24 protein-coding genes, 1 tRNA gene and 1 other RNA gene are annotated in these 21,589 nt (G+C 66.0%); 19 read left to right on the plus strand and 7 right to left on the minus strand.

Annotated features, from left to right (window positions below; all coding sequences use genetic code 11):
• Positions 1–175: 175 nt before the first annotated feature.
• On the plus strand, positions 176–520 hold the full coding sequence (locus tag EP28_RS02835; RefSeq protein WP_049982483.1) for a hypothetical protein: 345 nt from the start codon (positions 176–178) through the stop codon (positions 518–520).
• 16 nt (positions 521–536) lie between these two features.
• Here the strand turns inward: EP28_RS02835 and EP28_RS02840 are convergent, their stop codons facing one another.
• Both EP28_RS02840 and EP28_RS02845 read right to left on the minus strand, forming a co-directional pair.
• On the minus strand, positions 537–1,913 hold the full coding sequence (locus EP28_RS02840; protein ID WP_049982484.1) for a PD-(D/E)XK nuclease family protein: 1,377 nt from the start codon (positions 1,911–1,913) through the stop codon (positions 537–539).
• Positions 1,914–2,266: 353 nt separating this feature from the next.
• Positions 2,267–2,341, minus strand: a tRNA-Arg gene (locus tag EP28_RS02845).
• A 210-nt stretch (positions 2,342–2,551) separates the two neighbouring features.
• Here EP28_RS02845 and EP28_RS02850 point away from each other — a divergent pair.
• The 4 genes from EP28_RS02850 (at position 2,552) to EP28_RS02865 (ending at position 6,933) form a co-directional block, all read left to right on the plus strand.
• Positions 2,552–3,154: an RAD55 family ATPase gene (locus tag EP28_RS02850; RefSeq protein WP_049982485.1), complete on the plus strand. Its 603-nt coding sequence runs from the start codon at positions 2,552–2,554 to the stop codon at positions 3,152–3,154.
• A 71-nt stretch (positions 3,155–3,225) separates the two neighbouring features.
• Positions 3,226–3,648: a CoA-binding protein gene (locus EP28_RS02855; protein WP_049982486.1), complete on the plus strand. Its 423-nt coding sequence runs from the start codon at positions 3,226–3,228 to the stop codon at positions 3,646–3,648.
• A gap of 36 nt (positions 3,649–3,684) precedes the next feature.
• Positions 3,685–5,673 carry a threonine--tRNA ligase gene (gene thrS, locus EP28_RS02860; protein ID WP_196219590.1) on the plus strand — a complete coding sequence of 663 codons (1,989 nt, stop codon included), beginning with the start codon at positions 3,685–3,687 and terminating at the stop codon, positions 5,671–5,673.
• Positions 5,674–5,760: 87 nt separating this feature from the next.
• Positions 5,761–6,933 (plus strand): pyridoxal-phosphate-dependent aminotransferase family protein, encoded by a 1,173-nt coding sequence (locus tag EP28_RS02865; RefSeq protein WP_049982488.1) that lies wholly within the window; start codon positions 5,761–5,763, stop codon positions 6,931–6,933.
• 178 nt (positions 6,934–7,111) lie between these two features.
• On the opposite strand, the gene EP28_RS02870 is transcribed toward EP28_RS02865, so the two are convergent.
• The gene (locus EP28_RS02870) at positions 7,112–7,810 is read right to left on the minus strand and encodes a haloacid dehalogenase type II (protein ID WP_049982489.1); all 699 of its coding nucleotides are present in this window, start codon (positions 7,808–7,810) and stop codon (positions 7,112–7,114) included.
• Between the two features lie 84 nt (positions 7,811–7,894).
• On the opposite strand from EP28_RS02870, the gene EP28_RS02875 reads away from it, so the two are divergent.
• Positions 7,895–8,920: an aldo/keto reductase gene (locus EP28_RS02875; RefSeq protein WP_049982490.1), complete on the plus strand. Its 1,026-nt coding sequence runs from the start codon at positions 7,895–7,897 to the stop codon at positions 8,918–8,920.
• A 43-nt stretch (positions 8,921–8,963) separates the two neighbouring features.
• Here the strand turns inward: EP28_RS02875 and EP28_RS02880 are convergent, their stop codons facing one another.
• A complete protein-coding gene (locus EP28_RS02880; protein WP_049982491.1) occupies positions 8,964–9,422 on the minus strand; it encodes a DUF7992 family protein in 459 nt (152 codons plus the stop codon).
• Between the two features lie 115 nt (positions 9,423–9,537).
• Between EP28_RS02880 and EP28_RS02885 the strand changes: the two genes are divergently transcribed.
• From EP28_RS02885 to EP28_RS02890, 3 genes are all read left to right on the plus strand, one after another.
• Positions 9,538–9,951 (plus strand): DUF7548 family protein, encoded by a 414-nt coding sequence (locus tag EP28_RS02885; protein ID WP_049982492.1) that lies wholly within the window; start codon positions 9,538–9,540, stop codon positions 9,949–9,951.
• A gap of 48 nt (positions 9,952–9,999) precedes the next feature.
• Positions 10,000–10,311, plus strand: an RNA gene (gene ffs / locus EP28_RS13630) — signal recognition particle sRNA.
• Positions 10,312–10,410: 99 nt separating this feature from the next.
• Positions 10,411–10,830 carry a TRAM domain-containing protein gene (locus tag EP28_RS02890; RefSeq protein ID WP_049982493.1) on the plus strand — a complete coding sequence of 140 codons (420 nt, stop codon included), beginning with the start codon at positions 10,411–10,413 and terminating at the stop codon, positions 10,828–10,830.
• Positions 10,831–10,851: 21 nt separating this feature from the next.
• On the opposite strand, the gene EP28_RS02895 is transcribed toward EP28_RS02890, so the two are convergent.
• Positions 10,852–11,619 carry a class I SAM-dependent methyltransferase gene (locus EP28_RS02895; protein ID WP_049982494.1) on the minus strand — a complete coding sequence of 256 codons (768 nt, stop codon included), beginning with the start codon at positions 11,617–11,619 and terminating at the stop codon, positions 10,852–10,854.
• Between the two features lie 254 nt (positions 11,620–11,873).
• Between EP28_RS02895 and EP28_RS02900 the strand changes: the two genes are divergently transcribed.
• The 8 genes from EP28_RS02900 to EP28_RS02935 all read left to right on the plus strand — a co-directional run bounded on the left by EP28_RS02900 (position 11,874) and on the right by EP28_RS02935 (position 17,056).
• On the plus strand, positions 11,874–12,146 hold the full coding sequence (locus EP28_RS02900; protein ID WP_049982495.1) for a MarR family transcriptional regulator: 273 nt from the start codon (positions 11,874–11,876) through the stop codon (positions 12,144–12,146).
• Positions 12,147–12,237: 91 nt separating this feature from the next.
• Positions 12,238–13,245, plus strand: a complete 1,008-nt coding sequence (locus tag EP28_RS02905; RefSeq protein WP_049982496.1) for a glycosyltransferase family 2 protein — start codon at positions 12,238–12,240, stop codon at positions 13,243–13,245.
• A 46-nt stretch (positions 13,246–13,291) separates the two neighbouring features.
• The gene (gene hisF, locus EP28_RS02910; protein WP_049982497.1) at positions 13,292–14,110 is read left to right on the plus strand and encodes an imidazole glycerol phosphate synthase subunit HisF; all 819 of its coding nucleotides are present in this window, start codon (positions 13,292–13,294) and stop codon (positions 14,108–14,110) included.
• Between the two features lie 125 nt (positions 14,111–14,235).
• A complete protein-coding gene (locus tag EP28_RS02915; RefSeq protein ID WP_049982498.1) occupies positions 14,236–14,418 on the plus strand; it encodes a DUF7511 domain-containing protein in 183 nt (60 codons plus the stop codon).
• 88 nt (positions 14,419–14,506) lie between these two features.
• A complete protein-coding gene (gene hisC, locus EP28_RS02920) occupies positions 14,507–15,601 on the plus strand; it encodes a histidinol-phosphate transaminase (protein ID WP_049982499.1) in 1,095 nt (364 codons plus the stop codon).
• Positions 15,598–16,164, plus strand: coding sequence for an adenylate kinase family protein (locus EP28_RS02925; protein WP_049982500.1), 567 nt, complete (start codon positions 15,598–15,600; stop codon positions 16,162–16,164). Before hisC ends, EP28_RS02925 begins: the two co-directional genes overlap by 4 nt.
• Positions 16,161–16,763 (plus strand): CDP-alcohol phosphatidyltransferase family protein, encoded by a 603-nt coding sequence (locus EP28_RS02930; RefSeq protein ID WP_049982501.1) that lies wholly within the window; start codon positions 16,161–16,163, stop codon positions 16,761–16,763. Before EP28_RS02925 ends, EP28_RS02930 begins: the two co-directional genes overlap by 4 nt.
• Positions 16,764–16,819: 56 nt before the next feature.
• A complete protein-coding gene (locus tag EP28_RS02935; protein WP_049982502.1) occupies positions 16,820–17,056 on the plus strand; it encodes a DUF7120 family protein in 237 nt (78 codons plus the stop codon).
• 31 nt (positions 17,057–17,087) lie between these two features.
• Here EP28_RS02935 and EP28_RS02940 read toward each other — a convergent pair whose 3' ends face one another.
• Together EP28_RS02940 and EP28_RS02945 are read right to left on the minus strand one after the other, a co-directional pair.
• A complete protein-coding gene (locus tag EP28_RS02940; RefSeq protein ID WP_049982503.1) occupies positions 17,088–18,272 on the minus strand; it encodes an MFS transporter in 1,185 nt (394 codons plus the stop codon).
• 169 nt (positions 18,273–18,441) lie between these two features.
• On the minus strand, positions 18,442–19,650 hold the full coding sequence (locus tag EP28_RS02945; RefSeq protein ID WP_049982504.1) for a M24 family metallopeptidase: 1,209 nt from the start codon (positions 19,648–19,650) through the stop codon (positions 18,442–18,444).
• A gap of 304 nt (positions 19,651–19,954) precedes the next feature.
• Between EP28_RS02945 and EP28_RS02950 the strand changes: the two genes are divergently transcribed.
• Together EP28_RS02950 and EP28_RS02955 are read left to right on the plus strand one after the other, a co-directional pair.
• Positions 19,955–20,926: a transcription initiation factor IIB gene (locus EP28_RS02950; RefSeq protein ID WP_049982505.1), complete on the plus strand. Its 972-nt coding sequence runs from the start codon at positions 19,955–19,957 to the stop codon at positions 20,924–20,926.
• Positions 20,927–21,115: 189 nt separating this feature from the next.
• A complete protein-coding gene (locus EP28_RS02955; protein WP_049982506.1) occupies positions 21,116–21,589 on the plus strand; it encodes an NUDIX hydrolase in 474 nt (157 codons plus the stop codon).

Genomic DNA, 21,589 nt, shown 5'->3' on the forward strand with positions numbered 1-21,589 from the left:
ACCCGCATCACGAAGCATCACTCCATCCTCCGTAAGCGCCCGGCTAGAGTTGACTGTATCATCAGCCGGCAGGACCAATTCTCGGAAAACGGGAGATATTGAACATGCCACTTGATCTCGGTAACTAAGCCAGGCCCACCCAATCTTCAACACCGCCTATACAATAACCGAAAATATGGGGACACAGGTGGGCGAACAACTCTCGACCCTCAACCAGGGTGACCTTGTCACTGTAACAGCAGCGGAGACCCACTACCGTGGTGAAGTCGTTGGGGTCAATCGCCAGCAGTGCGACCTCGTTGCAGGCTTTATGGAAGACGGCTACATTGGCGTCCAGTTACGCGTAGACAACGAGTCGCTCAACCGCAACGATCTTGCGACCGAGTATCTGCTGGTGAGCGCTACTGAGGAGGTGCCACGGTCCTGGAGTCAGGCCACGATGTCGATATACGATCCTGTTGAAGACACAGCTATCGAGGCCCTTGGGGCTGTTTCCGAGATTGAAACCCACACTGACTGAGGGTTACGATTGGTCGCTATCGCTTGGGCTGAAGTGGGCCTAGGAATTCGCCTACTGGCTCTGTTTCGAAGACTGTCTGGTAGGATTGTTCGAAAACCTCGTTCAGGACAGTCAGAAGGTCGGGGTTGTTGACGCAAAACTGTCTGAGGGCGGAGTCTAGTTGTTCAAGATACGACCCGGCTAGGTTCTGCGGGTCAAGTGGGTATTCCTTCGAACAGAGCGTGGACGCACTACCCAGGCGGGTCTTATCGATGTCTACCGCCGCGAGCGCGTCGTCAAGTCGGCTTGCATACTCAGTAGTCGCTAAGGAAGTAAACACGTCGTTGAATGACTGGCCGTCGCCCTGCGGGGTCGTGTGAACGTTTCGATGTGGAGGGAGGCGGAGTCTGAAGGTGAGGGTCTGATTCCGGAGGGAGTCAGTCGTCGGCGAGTGGCGGAAGTAGAGCCGAATCGTACTAGTTCTGTTGAGTGGGTCCTGGTCCCAATAGGCCGGGAGCAGGCCCTGCCACTTCGCATTGCTGGACGGTGAGGTGAGCCATCGAGACTCCTCGAAGTCATACGATTCGCGGAGTCTAGACTCCCAGTTGGATCGGAGGTACTTGCTGAGGTTCTCGAAATCGCTCTCGAACTGGCTGTTTGCCTTCTCCACTTGTTCAATGAGGTCGCTGTACTCGAAGTAGAGGTTGAGTCGCTTGCTAAGCTGCGATTCGTCGAATGGTGAATCCATGTTTTCGGTCTCCTTAAGTGACTGTATGAAATCGGTGAACTGCACGACGCTCCGGTGGGGGTAGTCGAACAACGAGCCCTGTTTGCGGTCGAAGGTTGCGACGATGTCTTTCCAGGCCACCGATTGGAAGCTATCGGCGGTTGCGTCCTCAGCGCTGTCACGCTTGAGGTACGCGTAGTCAGTGTTAGTCAGTCGATCGACGGCAACCTCATCGGAGTCGAACCAGCTGAAGTTCCACCGGTCGGCCTCGGCGTATGCAGGTGTCTGGTTCTGGCCTTCTGTGGCGCCTACCTTCAGTTCAAGGAAGACTGCCCATCGTGGGTGATCGCTGAGCGCGCTGCCCCCACAGATGACTAGGTCGATACGGCCATCTGAGCCGACGTCGCCGATTTGCACCTCGGTCTCCATCTCGACGTGCTGGCCCTGGATATTGTGGTAGTGAACGCCGAGACACTCCAGAAACGCCTCCAGCAGTGTTTCGTCGAATCCATGGGGTTTCTGCGGGTCCAGAAAGTACCGAAGGCTGTCCTGATACTGCTTTTCGCGAGGCCCCGAGAGGACGGAATACAAGCCCTCGGGCCGCTGAACCTTCCGATCGAGTTGTAGGTACTCCTCGATGAAGGCTTCTAGAGCCCCGGGTTCAAAATCCGGGACATTCTCGGTCATAAGCTGAGGATTTGGCGGCTGGACGCTTCAAACTATGTCGTCTAACTGAACAACACCTGCTATCGAACGATTCCTCTTATTGTTTGTTGATGGCTTGTGATATGCTACCACTTGTTTGACCTCTAGGAAAATGATCTATTTTTGGTAATTCTCGCGAGAGTCATACTGTTTTCTGGCGCGTATACGAGGTCAGAACCGAGATTTATGTCCCTGGGCTGTCCAGTAAATCCTGGCGAATCGCAGGACAGCAGGGACCCCCGTTCGATAATCGAATGAAATCAAGCGCGTGAACGACGGTCCGTTTATAAATGATGTACCGCCGTCTTGCGAATGTGATCCGTTCGAAAAACGAATGGGCGCTGCAGGATTTGAACCCGCGACAGCTTGGTCCGAAGCCAAGCACTCTATCCAGACTGAGCTAAGCGCCCCTGTATTCGGTACTTGCTGTGGTGGTGTTAAGTCCCGCGATTTTGTGTGGATTCCAGCCGAGCGGTGTCGATCGCTCCGGTCATCGCTGGCGATCAAAAAGAATATTATTCGTACTGGGGATTGTTCCTGTAGTTAGATGTGTCTTGGTCGTACGGCGTCACAGCCGAACGAGCGGCCCGAATTTCTTCAGCCGTCCCTGAGGTGCGCCCATGTATGACCTGAGGCCCCACTTCGAGGAAGAAGTGGAACTCGGCACGAATCTTCTGTTGACCGGACCGCCACTGAGCGGGAAACGGTCCTTGATGTTAGATATGTTGGCAGACGGAACCGACGCCGGCGACGGTGCCATCGTCGTCACGACCAAGGACGGAGGCGAGCGCGTGCTGAAAGACTACGCGAAGCGGACGCCCTACGAAGGCAAACCCGTCGCCGTCGTCGACTGCGTGACTCGCCAACAGGGCGTGAGCGATCCGGGTGAGTCAGACCGGATCAAATACGCGTCATCGCCCGTCGACATGACCGGGATCGGTATCAAACTCTCCGAGTTCTTACAGGCGTTCAGCGACCGCGGTATTGACCGAAACCGCGTGATGGTACACTCGCTGTCGACGCTTTTGATGTACTCGGACTTACAGACCGTGTTCCGGTTTCTTCACGTGTTCACCGGTCGAATCCAGAGCGTGAACGGACTCGGGCTCTTCAGTATCGACTCGACCGCACACGACGATCAGGCGATGAACACGATAAAACAGCTCTTCGACGGCGTCATCACGCTTTCAGAAGACAGCGAACCCGAGATCCGACTCGCCTGAAACGCGGACGCGGCGGGTTCGGAGACCGGATCGGAAGATGATTTACGGTGTCCCAGCGCGTACCCTGACGCATGCCGATCACTAACGACACCGCGCTCGATGCCGTGTTCGATGCCGACACGATCGCCGTCGTCGGCTGTTCGACGACGTCCGGTAAGGCCGCCCACGAGGTGCCGGCGTACCTCAAGCGGCACGGCTACCGCGTGATTCCGGTGAACCCCTTCGCCGACGAGGTGCTCGGCGAGACCGCCTACGACGCGATCGGCGACATCGAAGCCGAAATCGACGTCGTCGACGTGTTCCGGCCGAGCGACGAAGTGCCGGAGATCGCCGCGGCCGTCCGCGATCGGCACGCGGCGCGGGGTGACGTCGAAACGATGTGGCTCCAACTCGGTATCAGTCACGACGAGGCGGCAGCCGAGACGGAGGCAGAGGGGATCGACGTGGTGCAGGACCGCTGTATGAAAGTCGAGCACGAGCGGTTACGCGGCTAACGACCCGGTCGGCGAAACAGCGGATCGAACACACTTATGCCGTTCGTCCGGCTTCGGAGAGGTATGAGCGAGACCGATGCGGAGGCCGACGACGCGGCCGTGGTGACGGTCGTCCTCCCGGACGGATCAGAACTCGACGTGCCGGAAGAGGCGACGGTCGAAGACGTCGCCTACGAGATCGGCCCCGGACTCGGCCGCGACACCGTCGCGGGAAAGATCGACGGGGAACTCGTCGAAAAGCACGCGACGGTCCACGACGGTGCACAGATCGAGATCGTCACGGACCAGTCCGACGAGTACCTCACCGTGTTGCGCCATTCCGCCGCCCACGTGTTCGCGCAGGCGCTCCAGCGGCTCCACCCCGAGGCGACGCTCACCATCGGTCCGCCAACCGACGAGGGGTTCTACTATGACGTGACCGACGTCGACCTCGACGAGGACGACCTCGACGCGATCGAAGCCGAGATGGAGGCGATCATCGAGGCCGACTACGAGATCGAGCGCGAGGTCCGCTCGCGCGAGGACGCCAAAGCGATCTACGCCGACAACGAGTACAAACGGCAGATACTGGAGGAGGAGGCCGACGACGAGGAGGTCACCTTCTACGTGCAGGACGGCTGGCGGGACCTCTGTCAGGGGCCGCACGTCGACTCGACCGGCGAGATCGGCGCGGCGACCCTACTGGAGGTGTCGGCCGCCTACTGGCGCGGCGACGAGGACAACGACACCCTCACTCGCGTGTACGGGACCGCGTTCGCCTCCGAGTCCGACCTCGAAGAGCACTTGGAGCTGCGCGAGCAGGCCAAAGAGCGCGATCACCGGAAGATCGGACAGGAGATGAACCTCTTTTCGATCCCGACGGTGACCGGTCCCGGACTCCCGCTGTATCACCCGCCGGGGAAGACGGTGCTCCGCGAGCTGTCGAACTTCGCGAACGAGCTGAACCGCGAGAACGGCTACGAGGAGGTCGAGACGCCGCATGTGTTCCGGACGGAGCTGTGGAAAAAGTCCGGCCACTACGAGAACTACAAAGACGACATGTTCCTCCTCGACGTCAACGACGAGGAGTACGGCCTGAAGCCGATGAACTGCCCGGGTCACGCGACGATCTTCGACCAGCAGTCGTGGTCGTACCGCGACCTCCCCCAGCGCTACTTCGAGAACGGGAAGGTGTATCGGAAAGAACAGCGTGGCGAACTCTCCGGGCTCTCGCGGGTGTGGTCGTTCACCATCGACGACGGCCACCTGTTCGTGCGGCCCGACCAGATCCGTCAGGAGATCGAGTCGGTGATCGAGATGATCTTCGAGGTCGTGGAGACGCTCGATCTTGAGGTCGAGGTCGCGCTGGCGACGCGACCAGACAAGTCCGTCGGCGGTGACGAGATCTGGGAGTCCGCCGAGGACCAGCTCCGCGACGTGTTGGAGTCGGGCGGCTACGACTACGACGTCGAGCCCGGCGACGGGGCCTTCTACGGTCCGAAGATCGACTTCGGCTTCGAGGACGCCCTCGGCCGCGTCTGGGACGGGCCGACCGTCCAACTCGATTTCAACATGCCGGAGCGGTTCGACCTGACCTACACCGGCGAGGACAACGAGGAGCACCAGCCGGTGATGATTCACCGGGCGCTGTACGGCAGCTACGAACGATTCTTCATGGTGCTCATCGAGCACTTCGACGGGGACTTCCCGCTGTGGCTCGCCCCGGAGCAGGTCCGCATCCTCCCCGTCTCCGACGAGACGCTGGGGTACGCCCACCGCGTAAAAAACACGTTGGAAGACGCCGGCTTCCGCGTCGAAGTCGAGGACCGCGACTGGACGGTCGGCCGCAAGATCCGCGCGGGCCACGACGACCGGCTCCCGTACATGGTGATCGTCGGCGACGACGAGCAGGAGGCTGGAACCGTCTCCGTACGCGACCGCTTCGAGAACCAGCGCGGCGACGTCGCCCTCGACACCTTTGTCGACCATCTCGTCGACGAGCGCGATGAGAAGCGGACGGAGCCCGACTTCGTCGACGCGGACTAGCCTCGTCTCGGCCGCCCCCGTGGTCCGGTGTGCCATGGGAACGCTCGTTCCGCTGAACTTTTGGCGGTCACCGCCGCGATATCGGGTATGAGCGAAACGCCGCAGATCGACCCCTCGATCGAGGCAGCGCCCGAGGTCGACGAGCTGACGCCGCCGGACCGAACGCTTTTGGGTCCCGGCCCGAGCGACGTCCACCCCCGCGTGCTCAGAGCGATGAGCACGCCGCTCGTCGGCCACCTCGACCCGACGTTCATCGAGATCATGGACGAGGTACAAGACCTCCTCCGATACACGTTCCGGACCGACAACCGGTGGACGATCCCCGTCTCCGGTACCGGTTCCGCGTCGATGGAAGCCGCGATCGGCAACCTCGTCGAACCCGGTGACACGATGTTGGTTCCGACGAACGGGTACTTCGGCGGTCGGATGCGGTCGATGGCAGAGCGCGCCGGCGGCGACGTGGTCACGGTCGACGCGCCGTGGGGCGAGCCCCTCGACCCCGTCGACGTCGAGCGCGCGTTCGACCGCCACCAACCGGACGTGTTCGGGTTCGTCCACGCCGAGACCTCGACGGGCGTGTTACAGCCGAACGTCTCGGAACTGACCGACATCGCCCACGCCCACGACGCGTACGTCATCGCCGACTCCGTCACGTCGCTCGGCGGGGTCGAACTGCGAGTCGACGACTGGGGGATCGATGTCGCGTACTCCGGGCCGCAAAAGTGCCTCTCGTGTCCGCCCGGCGCGAGTCCGCTCACGCTCAACGACCGAGCGATGGACAAGGTGCTTGACCGCGAGGAGCCGACCAGGTCGTGGTACCTCGACCTCTCGCTTCTGGAGGGGTACTGGGGCGACGAGCGCTCGTATCACCACACCGCGCCGATCACGAACGTGTACGCGCTCCGTGAGGCGCTCCGGCTGGTCGCCGAGGAAGGCATCGAAGCGCGGTGGGACCGTCACCGTGCGGTCGCCAGCGAACTGAAAGCGGGGGTACAGGACCTCGGCTTGGAGATGAACGCGGCCGACGAGTACTGGCTCCCGAGCCTGAACGCCGTGCGCGTTCCCGACGGCGTCGATGACGCCGCGGTCATCGACCACTTACTCGCCGAGTACGACGTTGAGATCGCCTCGGGACTCGGCGACCTCGCGGGCGACATCTGGCGGATCGGCTGTATGGGACACTCCGCCCGGCGGAAAAACGTCGAGTACGCGCTGGCCGCGCTGGAGGACGCGCTCGCCGCGCAGGGACACGAGGCGTAGGGCTCTCAGGTTCCGCGCCGGCGACGCGTCCGAGCCGGAAGCTTTTGTCCGCGCGCCGCGTTCGACTCGACCATGGGTGAGTCGGCCTGTGACCGACGGTTCTGTCCGGTCTGCGATCTGGCCGTCTCGTGTGAGCGAGACGTCTGTCCGGAGTGTGACGCGCCGATTCGCGGGTGAGTCACTCCAGTCGGTCGGCCAGATCGTGGAAGTCCTCGATGACGATGTCCGGCTCGGGCCCCAGTTCTTCGGTCGGAAGCTCCTTTCCGGGACGGGACACCCACGCCGTCGACATCCCGGCGTGTTTCGCGCCCCACACGTCGCGCATTCCGCCGCCCGAGGCGTGTAAAACCGCCTCGATCGGCGTCTCCGTCCGCTCGGCGGCGTGCTCGTAGATCGCCGCGTCCGGCTTGTACGTCTCGACCTCGTGAGCGCTTATCGCGTCCGTTACGACGTCGCCGAGACCGGCGGCCGCGACCAAGTGGTCCAACATCTCGGGCGAGCCGTTCGAGATGATGTATACCTCGTAGCCCGCGTCGGTGATCCGCTCGATTCCCGCCTCGACGTCGTCGAAGATGGACAGCTCGTCCTCGTACACGGTTCGGCGGATCTCGTCGCGAGTGGCCGCCGGTACGTCGTACCCGTTCGCTTCGAGGGCGTAGCGGAGGCCCTGACCGATGAGGTCCCAGAACGGTTGGTACGCGTCGATGTCGTTCGCGATCATCGAGTACTGGAGGTACTGGGCGCGCCACAACTGCGAGACCGCCTCCGCGTCGTCCAGCCCGTCGACGTGGGCTTCGAGCACCGCCTCCTGTGATCCGATATCGACGAGCGTGCTGTACGAGTCGACCGTGACCGTCGAGATGGAATCGTAGTCCATGCGGACGCTACCGCGTCCCACATCATAACCGTGGCGTCCGCGGCTGTCGCCACGGTTTATACCTCCCGGACCCGAGGTGCGGGTATGGACTACAGACGGCTCGGGAACACGGGACTATCCGTCTCCGAACTCTGTTTCGGAACGTGGCGATTCGGACGCGAGGCGAACGGCGTCGTGGAGACGGGCCGCGAGGAGGCCCACGAACTCCTCGACGCGGCGGACTCCCACGGGATCAACTTCATCGACACGGCGAACGTCTACGGGACGCCGAACGGGACGAGCGAGGAGTACATCGGCGAGTGGCTCGGAGAGCGCGACCGCGAGGACTACGTGATCGCCTCGAAGGTGTACTTCCCGTTCGACGGCCGCGGCGATCCCGGCCCCAACGACTCGGGGCTCGGGCGCAAGCACATTCGGGCACAGATCGAGGGAACGCTCGACCGGCTCGACACCGACTACCTTGACATCTACTACATCCACCGCTTCGACGAGGAGACGCCCGTCGAGGAGACGATGCGCACCCTCGACGAGCTGGTCTCGGCGGGGAAGGTTCACCACCTCGGCGCGTCGACGATGGCGGCGTGGCAGCTGACGAAGGCGCTGTGGACCGCCGACGCCAACGACTACGCGGGGTTCGACGTGGTCCAGCCGCTTCACCACGCCGGCTACTACGAGGATGTCAAAGCGTACCTCGACGTCTGTATCGACCAAGACATCGCCGTCTGTCCGTACTCGCCGCTGGCCGGGGGGTTCCTCACCGGGAAGTACGAGCGTGCCGACCCCGACGATCCGGAGCAGGTGATCGCGCCGGACGGGTCGCGGGCGACCCTCGACGACCGGTTCGAGCGGTTCTACCTCTCCGAGCGCGGCTGGACGGTGCTCGACGCGGTCCGCGAGGTCGCCGACGAGTGCGACGCGACGCCGGCGCAGGTCGCGCTCGCGTGGCTCACCGAGTGGGACGAGTTCACCTGCGTCCCCATCGTCGGCGCGCGCACGCCGGAACAACTCGCAGAGAACGTCGCGGCGACCGATATCGACCTCTCGGACGCACAGTGGGACCGGATCATGGACGCGCGGTACAGCCCAGACGGGACCCTCTGGGGACACTGAGCCGCGGCCGACGACCGCGGTGCGGCGCGGGCTGCGGGGATCGCTACTCTCCGAAGTCCGGTAGATCGTCCGGCGCGTCGAACTCGGCCTCCCAGTCGATGTACTCCGATTTGAGCGTCTCACAGACGATCTGGCCCAGCTCCGTGAGTCCGGCGTTGATCGCAGAGACCGTCCCCCACGAGTTCAACTCGGGGTGGAGGTCGCGCTCTTTCCAGTCTTCGGGTAGCCCCGGCGCGTGGTAGCCCACGCGGTCTGCGAAGTCGTCCCAAAAGAAGTCGAACCGAGAGACTAAGCCGAGGTCGACGGCGATCCGCCAGTCGTCCTCGTCCATGTCGCTCGTCGCTGCCCACTCGCCGAACGCCTCCTCCCACGCGCCCTCACGGAGGAACGCCTCCAACTCGTCGCGGCGGTACTCGCCGCCCGCGACCTCCGCGTCTTCGTACTCGTTCGGGTCGACGGCGGCGAGTTCTGGCGGGTCCGGTGGGTCGACGTCGAGGGTCATGTACGGCGATCCGCGCCGCCGACCCAAAACGGTGCGGGTCGTCGTCGCCCCGCGCGGTCCCCGCGGTCGCCGCCGATCCGGGCCTTTTACCGCCGTGCCGGTCCGACACTTCGATATGGAGATTCGAGCAATCGCTCGCCGGACGGCGATCGCCGCCGCCGTCGTCACCGTGCTCGTGCTCGCCGCGCCGTACGCGATACTCGCGGGGTCGGGCGCTTCTGACCAGCTCGCCGCCTACTACGCGTCGGGGACTGTCGGCGGTGCTGGAATCGTGCTGTTCGCGCTCGTGAGCGCGGTCGTCGTCGGATCGGTCGAGCAGGGGAACCTCGATCCGGGAACGCTTGTCGGAGCCGCGGTGATGCTCGGCGTCGCAACGACCGCGAGCGCGGTGTTTTGGGCGCTCGCAATCGAACCCAGCCCGCTGTTCCGGGAGAACCTCTGGCTCGTGTGGCACGCCCGCGCCGTCGTCGCGGCCTCGGTGCCCGTTCCGGTCGCCGCCGCGGTGTACGCGCGCGAAGTGGTGTCGTAGCTCGAATCGGACGAACGAAAGGCCCTTAAGGTGCTGTCGTGTACTCTGAGATGGACTAGGTCGGGCGGTTAGGCCCCGCTCGTCACCCGTGAGGTAGTCTTCAGCGGGGACCGAACAGCGGGCGCGTCCGGTCAGACCGGCACGGGCCCCGAGAGCCAACGTGGAAACCTCGTCCGCCGGGGACAGCGGTCCACGACGCCCGCTCGCAGGAGCGGTCCGTCGCGGTTCGTCGGCGACACCGGGTCAGGCGCGGAAGCGAGCAGCCCACCGCCGAACGCCCGTCGCTCGTCGGGTCGCGGGGTGGAGAAGGCAACCGGGATACCCCGTGACGGAACGCCGGGCCACCCCGCCCGTCCACCATTCATACGCGTCGAGCCGACTCGAACGAGCGTAGCGTCTCGCTCGTATGCCGGCGGTACAACTATACAGATCCATCTCGACGTTCCGGTGGAGTCTACTATGGAAATCTCGGAGAAGCTCCTTTGTCTGTTCAGCGCCGATGTTCGCGAGGAAGACGGGGAATACGTGGTCGACGTGCCGCGCCGCGAGGTCGAGACCGGATCTCTCGAACCGGGTGAGACGTACCGCGTCGCGCTCGTCGCGCGGTCCGAATCCGACGAGTCCGCCGCGGCGGACGACGGAGACGGCGACATCGCCGCCTCCCGGTCGGACGACGGGCCGCAGCCGCCGGTCGAGCCCGGCGAGATGCGGTACGTCGAGATCGAAGACCTCGGGAAGCAGGGCGACGGGATCGCCAGAGTCGAGCGGGGATACGTTATCATCGTGCCCGACACGGAGGTCGGAGAGCGCGTAAAAATCGAGGTGACGGAAGTGAAACCGAACTTCGCGGTCGGCGACGTCGTCGACGACGCGGTGTAGCCGCCGGCGTCCGCGCCTCGTTCACGAGGTCGTGTCAGATGCGTCGACGGGCGGACGACCCTCTTCTCGGTCACCACCCTGCGGGATTCGCGCGTCCCAGTACGAGACCGACGCGACGTAGTCGCCGGGGATGGTGTTGCCGACGAGCCTGTCGAGCACGCGGAACGGCTTCGCGATCGGGCCGGGAAGTTCGCGGTAGAATCCGTACGGGAGCACGAAGTCGTGAGACTCGCCCGCGAGCGTGAGTCCCGCCTCTCGGAGCATGTCGGCCACTTGGTCCTCGGAGTAGAGCCGCGACCCCATCGGGAGCAGCCACGTGTACAGCGTCCGCAGGCTCCGTCCGTTGAACGTGTCGAAAAACACCTGGTCGGCGCTGACGCGGCACAGTTCTTCGAGGAACGGCGCGGGGTCGTCCATCAGATGGAAAAACCGCATCGCGATCACCGTATCGAAGTGGTCGTCCGGGAACGGGAGCCGCGAGGCGTCGCCGCGGACGAACTCGACCGTGTCGGAGAGTCCGGCTTTGGCGGCCTTCGCGCGTCCCTGTTCGAGCATCTCCCGGGAGATGTCGAGGCCGACGATGTCGGCTCCGCGGTCGGCGAGCATGGTCGTGAACCGGCCGGTTCCGCAGGCGACCTCCAGCACGCGGTGCCCCTCTTCGATCGGCCCGAGCGCGGAGAGCACCGCCGCCTTCTCGCGCCGATCGATGAGTTCGCCGCCGCCGGAGAATCGCACGTCCTCGTACTCTTCTGCGACCTCGTCGGCCTGGTACCAGTCCTGTCCCTTCACGTTGCCCGTACTGAACGCCGGACCGACAAAACCGTACTGGATGCGACCGAGACGCGGCGCGACCCGAGCGCGCCGCCACTGCCGAACGAGACGACGGCGTCCGCGAGCGACTCGCATCGTCGGAGCGACAGAATATATTAATTATTCGTGAATGATTGGAGAGCGATAGGTGATATTAACACATTATATTGTTCCAATCGGATTCCCCTATATGTAGCTAACCTTTACCACTAAGAAGGGGATTGATAGGAGACATGAGTACCAGTCACGCGGAGGCCGCCGACCAAGACCGTCTTTCGGAATCCGAGTACCGCGACCGCTTGCGCGAACTTCCGCCGAGCGCCAAGCTGGTCGCCAAGGTACTGGAGGGCGACGCGCCGCTGTCTCAGGGGGGGCTCGCCGAGGAGTCGTTGCTTCCCGACCGGACCGTCCGCTACGCTCTCAACAGGCTCGAAGAGGAAGGCCTCGTCGACTCGCGGTACAGCTTCAAGGACGCGCGCAAGCAGGTGTACTACCTGACGGTCTAGACCGGTACTGACCCGCGCCGCGCGCACCGACACGACGAATCCACGCTCTCGCACGGAGCCCTTTTTATCCCTCCGCCCGGTATCGACGGATATGGATCTCTCGGTTGTCGTACCGACCCTCAACGGGCGGGACCGGTTGGCCGCCTGTCTCGACGCGCTTTCGGCACACGCCCCCGAGGCGGAGGTGATCGTCGCCAACGGTCCCTCCGCCGACGGCACGACCGGGATGGTACGCGACCGCGACGACGTGGACGTGTTAGTCGAGATTTCCGACCGGACGGTCAACGTCGCCCGCAACGCGGGCATCGAGGTCGCGACCGGCGACGCGATCGCGGTCGTGGACTACGACCACCGGATCGGCGAGTCTTGGGCAGACGGCGTCCGGAGCGGACTCGGGGCGGCCGACGTCGTGACCGGCCCGGTGACGTCGGTGAACGCGCCGACGGCGGACGGGAACGACGACCACGACGGCGGCGTCTCGGACGCGACGGACGCTCCCGGCGCGTCGCCTGCCACCCCCGGAGAATCGCCGGACGGTCCCGAGCGGCGAACGATCGCGGGGCACGACGTGACGTACTTCGAGAGCGGCAACGTCGCCTTCCGGAGCGAGACCCTCCGCGATCTCGATGGCTTCGACGAGTACCTGCGCACCGGCGGGGCTCGCGACGCCGCACACCGGCTCGCGCGGATGGGCTGTGCGGTCGCGTGGCGCGAGGATCTCGCGGCGGTCAAGCGACTCCCGAACCCGACTGCCGCGGACGGGGGGCGGACGGCCCGCGAGTGGGGCTGGAAGTACCGCGCGCTTTCCTACCGGCTCTGTAAGAACTACGGGGTGCGCCCGACCGTGCTCGCGCGGGCCGGCTCGCACGCGCTGACGGACGCGGTCGGCGTCGCGCGCGAGGTCGTGCGCGGCGAGTCCACCCCGTCCCGGTGGATCGCCACCGGCCGCGACGTGCTCCTCGGACTCACGGGCGGAAGCTCCGACGGGCTCGTCGCCCGTCGCCGCGACCGAAGCCCCGCGCGGAATCCGAACGGGATCTCGACGCGCGCCGACCGCGCCGTCGCGCGGTACGACGGGCGAGACGCCGACGGGGAGTGAATTCCCGCGCATTTTAACCCCGGGCGACGTCAACTGCCGGCAACAGATGGGACTCACGAAGCGGATCATTCCCTGCATCGACGTCGACCTCGACGACGACGGGGACGCGGCGGTGTACACGGGCGTCAACTTCGAGAACTTGGAGTACACCGGCGACCCGGTCGAGCTGGCGAAAAAGTACAACGCCGCCGGCGCGGACGAGTTCGTCTTCCTCGACATCACCGCGAGCGCGGAGGGCCGCGAGACGATGCTCGACGTGGTGAACGCGGTCGCGGACGAGTGTTTCATCCCCCTCACGGTCGGCGGCGGCATCCGGACGAAAGCCGACATCAAGGAGACGCTGCGGGCCGGTGCCGACAAGGTCTCGATCACCACCGGCGCGCTCGACCGGCCCGAACTCATCGAGGAGGGCGCGGCCGCGTTCGGCTCCCAGTGTATCGTCATCTCCGTCGACGCGCGACGGCGGCACGACGACGCCGGCGACCACTTCTACGAGGACGCAGACGGCGAGGAGGTGTGGTTCGAGTGCACGAAGAAGGGAGGCCGAGAGGGAACCGGCATCGACGCCGTCTCGTGGGCGAAAGAGGCCGAAGAGCGCGGCGCGGGCGAGCTGTTCGTCAACTCGATCGACAAAGACGGGACGAAAGACGGCTACGACATTCCCCTGATGACGGCGATATGCGACGCCGTCTCGACGCCCGTCATCGCCTCCTCGGGCTGTGGCGGTCCGGAAGACATGTACGAGGTGTTCACCGAGGCGAACGCCGACGCCGGCCTCGCCGCGTCTATCTTCCACTTCGGCGACTACTCGATAGAGGAGACGAAGGCGTACCTCGACGAGCGCGGCGTTCCGGTTCGGCTCTGAGTCGTCGGACTGGGGCGGTGCGTACGCTCCGAGCGTCGTGGTAGTCTCGGATGGAACTCACCGTTGTCCCGCTTTTTAGTCCCGAAATCAACAGTTATTATGCGATTGCGATCGAAGTGGCACGTATGTCCACGTCACCGACGCGTGTGCGCGCCGAGCCTCCAGAGCTCGTCTGCAAGCGGACCGACGACGCCGACGCCGACGGGGAGGTGACGTTCTTCGAGCGAGAGCGCGATCCGGACGACCGGACGACGCGCTGGATCACGGTCCGGGAGTCCGACTGCGTGCCGCGGTCGGAGTGGCGGTAGACGCACGCAGCGGCGACGGCGAGGGACCGGCCGTCCTCCGTTGACCCGTTCGGCCACCCTTAAGAGCGCCCCGCCCGGATACGTCCCCATGCACCCACGGGATCTCTCCGATCACTCGCCGTACGTGCCCGGCCGGGGCGTCGAGGAGGTGGCCCGCGACCGCGGCCTCGACCCCGACGAGCTTATCAAACTCTCTTCGAACGAGAACCCCCACGGACCGAGCCCGGCGGCCGTCGAGGCGATCCGTGAGCACGCCGACCGGGTTCACCAGTACCCCAAGTCCTCGCACACGGACCTGACCGAGAAGCTCGCCGAGAAGTGGGACGTCACGGCTGAACAGGTGTGGGTCTCGCCGGGCGCGGACGGCTCTATCGATTACCTCTCGCGGGCGACGCTGTCACCCGGCGACGAGGTGCTCGTCCCGAGTCCCGGCTTCGCCTACTACGCGATGTCCGCGCGGTACCACCACGGCGAGGTCGCGGAGTACGAACTGGATCCGGCAGACGGGTTCACACAGGACGCGGAGACTGTCCTCTCCGCGTACGGCGGCGAGCGGATCGTCTACGTCACCTCGCCGCACAATCCCACGGGCTCGACGATGCCGCTCGCGGCGATAGAGACCGTCGCGGACGCGACCGCGCCGGAGACGCTCGTCGTCGTCGACGAGGCGTACGGGGAGTTCGCCGAGGTCGACAGCGCGATCCCGCTCGTCGACGAGCGCGACGACGTGGCCGTCCTCCGCACGTTCTCGAAGGCGTACGGGCTCGCCGGGCTGCGGATCGGGTACTCCGTCGTCCCCGAGGAGTGGGGCGCGGCGTACGCTCGCGTCAACACGCCGTTCGCCGCGAACGAGCTGGCGTGTCGGGCCGCGCTCGCCGCGCTCGACGACGAGAACCACGTCGCGGAGGCGGTCGAGACGGCGCGGTGGGCGCGCAGCCACATCGCGGACGAACTCGACGCGCCGACGGTCGAGTCCGCCGGGAACTTCGTACTCGCGCGCGTCGGCGACGCAGAGCGCGTCGCGGACGCGGCACAGGACCGCGGCGTGATCATCCGCGATTGCACCTCCTTTGGACTCCCCGAACACGTCCGGATCTCGACGGGCACTCGCGACGAGACGCGGGAGGCGGTCGAGACGCTCAACCGAGTCCTCGCCGACCTCGACCTCGGTGTTCGCGCGTGACGGGTGACACGGAGGGAACCGACGGAGCCGACCGCGTCGCCGTCACCGGAACGCCCGGGGTCGGGAAGTCGACGGCGACGGCGCTGCTCGAAGACGAGTACGACGTGATCCACCTCAACGAACTGATAAAGAACGACGACGACCTGTGGACCGAGCGCGACGCCGACCGCGACACGCTCGTCGCTGACATCGAGGCGGTCCGCGAGCGCCTCGGCGACTGGTCCGGCGTCCTCGACTCGCACCTGGCACACCGGTTCGACGCCGACCGAGTCGTCGTGTTACGCTGTCATCCCGAAACGATCGAGCGGCGGCTCCGCGAGCGCGGCGAGCCGCCGGCGACCGCCGAGGAAAATGCGGAGAGCGAGGCGCTCGACGTGGTTCTCACGGAGGCGATCGCCGAACACGGTATCGAGAACGTCTACGAGGTCGACGTGACCGACGCCGATCCGGAGTCGGTCGCCGCGGCGGTCCGCGCGGTGATCGACGGAGAGCGCGAGCCGAGCGCCGGCACCGTCGATTTCATCGAGTACATGGGGGACGGCGAGAGTCGGACGGACGGATGACGCTCGATAAGTACCGCTCCGTCGCGGACCGCCTGCTCGGTCCCTGGGTGACGGCGGCCGCGAAGCTCGGGCTCTCTCCCGATCAGGTGAGCGTCGTCGCGTTCGGCGTGGCGGTCGCCGCCGGCGGCGCGTTCGCGGTCGGCACGGCGACGTTCTACGTCGTCGGTGCCGCCTGCGTCTTCCTCAACGGGTGGCTCGACCTCGTCGACGGCGCGCTCGCGCGCCGGCTCGACGTCGCCTCCGACGGCGGCGACCTCCTCGACCACGTGCTCGACCGGTACGCCGATATCGCGATCATCGCGGGGTTCACCGCGGGCGTCGACGCCTACGCGCTCGGCTTCCTCGCCGTGACCGGCGTGTTAATGACCTCGTACATGGGAACGCAGATACAGGCGGTCGGCATCGGCCGCGAGTACGGCGGGCTGCTCGGCCGCGCCGACCGCCTTGCGCTGATGGGTATCGTCGGCCTCGTCGCCGCCGTCTACGCCGCGCCCGTCGTCGCCGGCACCTCTGTCGTCGGGCTCCTCCTCGCGCTGTTCGCCGCGGTGGGGCACCTGACCGCCGTCCAGCGGTTCCTCGGCGCGTGGCGCGACCTGTGAGCGGTCGCCGTCACCGGCGAGGGAATATTTAAAAGGGTCCGGCCGGAACGGGGGGTATGCCCACCTTCGAACTCAACCTCTCCGACGACGTCTACGCGGAGTTCCAACAGCTCGCAGAACAGGAGTTCGTCTCCGAAGAGCAGGCCGCGGAGGACCTCATCGCCTCCGGGATCGAGGCGTACAACGTGAGCGTCGTCGACGACGACCCCCGCGACGAGATGCTCGACGGCGCGGAGAACAACATGTTCGACACCGCACAGGACCCCGGCAGTCTCGAAGACGACACGCTCTAGCGCCACCGGCCTCCGCAGCGCTGTTTTCGGATTAGAACCGCCCGCCGAGCAGCCGGTTCGCTACCAGCGCGCTCAGTGCGAGCGCCATCACGCCGGCGAGCAGGCCGAACGCGGGTGCCCATCCCACGGTGTCTGAGACGTAGCCGACGACGACGCTTCCGGACGCGCCGAGCGTCATGTAAACGGTTCTGACGAGTCCGAACCCCGCGCCGCGTTCGGTGTCCGAGAGCAGGTCCATGAACCGCGACTGGACCGGGGCGCCCCACGACATCGCGACGCCGACGAAGCCGACGGCGGCGACCGTCGGCGCGAGGCCGAGATCGAAGCGCGCGGTCGCGACGAGCAGTCCGTAGCCGACGACGCCGGACCCCATCGTTATCATCGCGGTCGCGTCGCGACCGATCCAGTCGGACAGCGATCCCGTCACCGGCTGCGTGCTACCGTGGACGACGAAGTACAGCGAGAACAAAAGCGCGGACAGCGCCGTCGACAGCCCGCTGCCGACTTCGAGGAACGTCGGGAGGAAGGAGGCGGTGGCCTGCCACGAAAACGCGCCCATCGTCGCGAGTGCGGTGGTGTACCGTATCGACGGCCGCGAGAGAAGTTCGCGGAGGGGACCGAGCGCGAGTCGGTCGCTGACGGGCTGGTTCGGGTTGACCGGCGACGTGGGACGCACCCGCCACGCAAACAGCGCGAAGACGGGCACGGCGACGGCGGTTCCGAGGAGGATGCCAGCGCGCCACCCGTACCGCGACCCGACGAGCGCGGCGAGCGGCGGCGCGGCCAGGCCGGCTATCGGCCCGCCGGCGACGTGGACGCCGATGGCGCGCCCGATATCGTCGAACTGCCGCGTGAGGAACGTGGTCGCTACCGAGTAGTGGAGTCCCGCGCCCGCGCCGAGCGCCACCGTGAACAGTGCGAAGACGTGGATCGTCGGCGCGACCGCGATGAGCACCGAGGCGACGGCGGTGGCACCGACGGCCGTCAGGATGACCCGCCGCTCGCCGTACCGGTCGCCGAGGAGCCCAGACGGGAACTGCGCGAGCGCGTACGCGAGCCACATCCCGGAGAGCGCGAGCCCGACGGTCGCGTTCGTCACGCCGAACCGCGTCGTGATCGCCGGGACGAGCGGGCTGATGACGAGACGGGCGACCATCGTCGCGGTGAACGCGAGCGTACAGAGCGCGAGCGCCGTGTGCTTGTACCGCCAGTTCACGGTCGACGTGGGACGCCCCGCCGAAAGCCGGTTCCGATCGCGGCCGCCAGATCCGCCTTTCCGTGGACGCCGGAGCGGTCGTTTTGCGGCGGTCCGAGCCGGCCGGGACGGCGCGGCCGGTCCGACGACTCGGACGACGCCCCGGACGCCGAACCGTGCGACTGGGCGACTAGACGACGAACTCGACCGGGTAGTCGGTGCAGTTCTCGTAGCCGTCCTCGGTGACGACGACAAGGTCCTCGATCCGGACGCCGCCCACGTCGGGGTCGTAGAGACCGGGTTCGACGGTTATCACATGGCCCGGCTCCAGTTCGTCGCCGCCGCTTGCGAGCCGGGGCGACTCGTGAACGTCGAGGCCGATCCCGTGGCCCGTCGAGTGGATGAACCCCGTCTCCGTCTCGGGGTCGGTTCGGAACGTCGGCTCGCCGGCCGCCTCGTACACCTCGCAGGCCGCGGCGTGCACGTCCTCGCCGGTGACGCCCGGTTCGACGGCGTCGAGCGCGGCCGAGAGCGCGCGCTCGGTAAGGTCGTACCACTCGCGGAGCGCGGCCGGCGGCTCGCCGACGCAGAACGTCCGGGTCATGTCGGCGTTGTACTTCGTCGCCTTCGAGCGCGGGAAGATGTCGACGATGATCGCCTCGTTCGCGCGGAGCGGACCGGAGCCGCGGTCGTGGGGGTCCGCGGCCTGCGCGCCGCCGGCGACGATCGTCTCGTCGAGCGCGCAGCCGTGGCGCAACAGGGTGACCTCGATCTCCTCGGCGACGCGCTCGCTCGTGAGCGGTTCGCCCTCGTGGAGGAGCGTGCCGGGGTCGACATCGGCGGCATCCCGCGCGCCGTCGGAACCGACCGAGCCGTTCCCGCCGCCCGCCACGTCGGCCGCGGCGAGGAGGTCCTCGGCGGCTCGCATCGCGGCCTCGTTGGCGCGCTGCGCCTCGCGGATCGCCGCTATCTCGTCGTCGGTCTTCACCGCGCGGACGTCGCCGAGGCGGTCGTCGCCGTCGACGGCGACGTCGATCCCGCGCTCGCGGAGCGCGTCCGCGGTGCCGAGGGGCGCGCGCGACGGCATCGACACTGACTCCACACCCTTGTCGCGGACGAAGGCGGCGTACATGTCGAGACGCGCCTCGCGGCCGCCGTACTCGTAGTCGTAGTCGGCATGGCGCTCGACCGTGTCGGCCGCCGACTCGGACCGCGCGCGGCCGTACTCCAGCCCGGAGACGAGCAGGTGGACGTTGCCGTCGGCGTACAGCGTCAAGAACGGGTCGGGTCCGGTGAAGCCGGAGAGGTACAGCTGATTGGCGTCGTCCTGATCGGCGTCGAGGAGGTACCCGTCGGTGTCGAGGTCGGCGAGACGAGCGTCGAGTCGCGTGCGGTTCATACCGTCTTTGTTCGTCCGACCGCCAAATCGGTTGCCCCGCCGAAGGGACCGAAACGCTGCACCGCTCCGCGAAACCTATTTATATCACACCGCGGTTCTCTCAGCGAGGTCAGCGGCCAGCGAGACGGCGACTCTGTAGTGCACAAGAAATCGGACAAACGAGACGTACAGCGTGTTCTGCGGCGTATTATCGCCCGTGGTATCTCGGGCGAAGAGTTAAATGTGTCGAGTCCGTATCCGCGTGTGAGGACACCTAACCGAGACGCGTCTCTCGGTCCCCTCGTTCCCTCCACTTACCAACCCAATGAGCGAAAACGTTCGAACGTATACGGCGGAGCAGGTACGCGACGAGTCGGAAACCGAATCGGCCGACGAAGAGCTACGCTGTCCGGAGTGTGGCGGCCAGCTCGCGACCGACACGGAACACGGCGAGACGGTGTGCGTCGATTGCGGGCTCGTCGTCGAAGAAGACGAGATCGACCGCGGGCCGGAGTGGCGCGCGTTCGACTCCAAAGAGAAGGACAGCAAGTCGCGGGTCGGAGCCCCGACGACGAACATGATGCACGACAAGGGGCTCTCGACGAACATCGGCTGGCAGGACAAAGACGCCTACGGGAAGTCGCTGTCGAGCCGACAGCGCGAGAAGATGCAGCGGCTCCGCACGTGGAACGAGCGGTTCCGCACCCGCGACTCGAAAGAGCGCAACCTCAAACAGGCGCTCGGCGAGATCGACCGCATGGCGAGCGCGCTCGGCCTCCCCGACAACGTCCGTGAAACCGCGAGCGTCATCTACCGCCGCGCGCTCGACGAGGACCTGCTCCCCGGCCGCTCCATCGAAGGGGTCTCGACGGCGTCGCTGTACGCCGCCGCCCGACAGGCCGGGACGCCGCGAAGCCTCGACGAGATCGCCGCCGTCTCGCGGGTCGAGAAAGACGAGATCGCCCGGACGTACCGGTACGTCGTCCGCGAGCTGAAACTGGAGATCCAGCCCGCAGACCCCGGTAGCTACGTCCCACGGTTCGCGAGCGACCTCGGCCTCTCCGACGAGGCCGAGCGCCGAGCCCGGTCGCTCCTCGAAACCGCGAAGTCCGAGGGGATCCATTCGGGGAAATCGCCGGTCGGCCTCGCGGCCGCCGCCGTCTACGCGGCTTCCCTCCTAGTGAACGAGAAGGTGACCCAAAGCGACGTCAGCGATGTGGCGAACATCAGCGAGGTCACCATCCGGAACCGCTACCACGAACTGCTTGAGGCCGAAGACGGCGTCGCGCTGAACTGAACCGCGACGCGCTCCTCTCCGCCGTCTCTTCGCCGTCTCTTCGCCGTTTCTCGCTTTTCGGGCGTTTCAGGCGGTCCGACGTTTCCCACCCCTCGACGTTTCAGGCGTCCCGGCATTTCGGGCGTCTCGACGCTTCATCAGCGACGCGTCCGACCGAAACCGCGAAGAGCCGTCCGGCCAAGCGGGCGTATGGAGACCACGCGTCACTTCACGGCGACGACGTACGTCGTCAACGGCGGTGCGACAGCGCTCCACGCACACGATCGGCTCGGCATCCGCCTTCCGCCCGGCGGGCATGTGGACCGCGACGAACTGCCGCACGAGGCTGCGCTGCGGGAGGTGCGCGAAGAGACGGGGCTCGCGGCGGAGCTAGTCGCGGACGAGTCGTCGGTCACGGGACCCAACACCCGGGGGATCCCGGAACCGGCACACCTGTTGCTTCACGACATCAACGTACACGAGGGCGGCTCCGTGGGACACCAACACGTCGACCACCTCTACTTCGCTCGCGTCGACTCGCGGGAGATAACACCCAGCAGCGACGGCGAGGTCGACGCCGGCGAGTGGCGCTGGTACACCGCGGCGGAGCTTGCGGCGAGCGACCTCCAGCCGGACGTGGTCGACCTCGGCCGCGAGGCGATCGCGGCCGTCGAAGACGCGTAG

This window comes from Halorubrum sp. BV1 (assembly GCF_000746205.1).
Lineage (GTDB): Archaea > Halobacteriota > Halobacteria > Halobacteriales > Haloferacaceae > Halorubrum.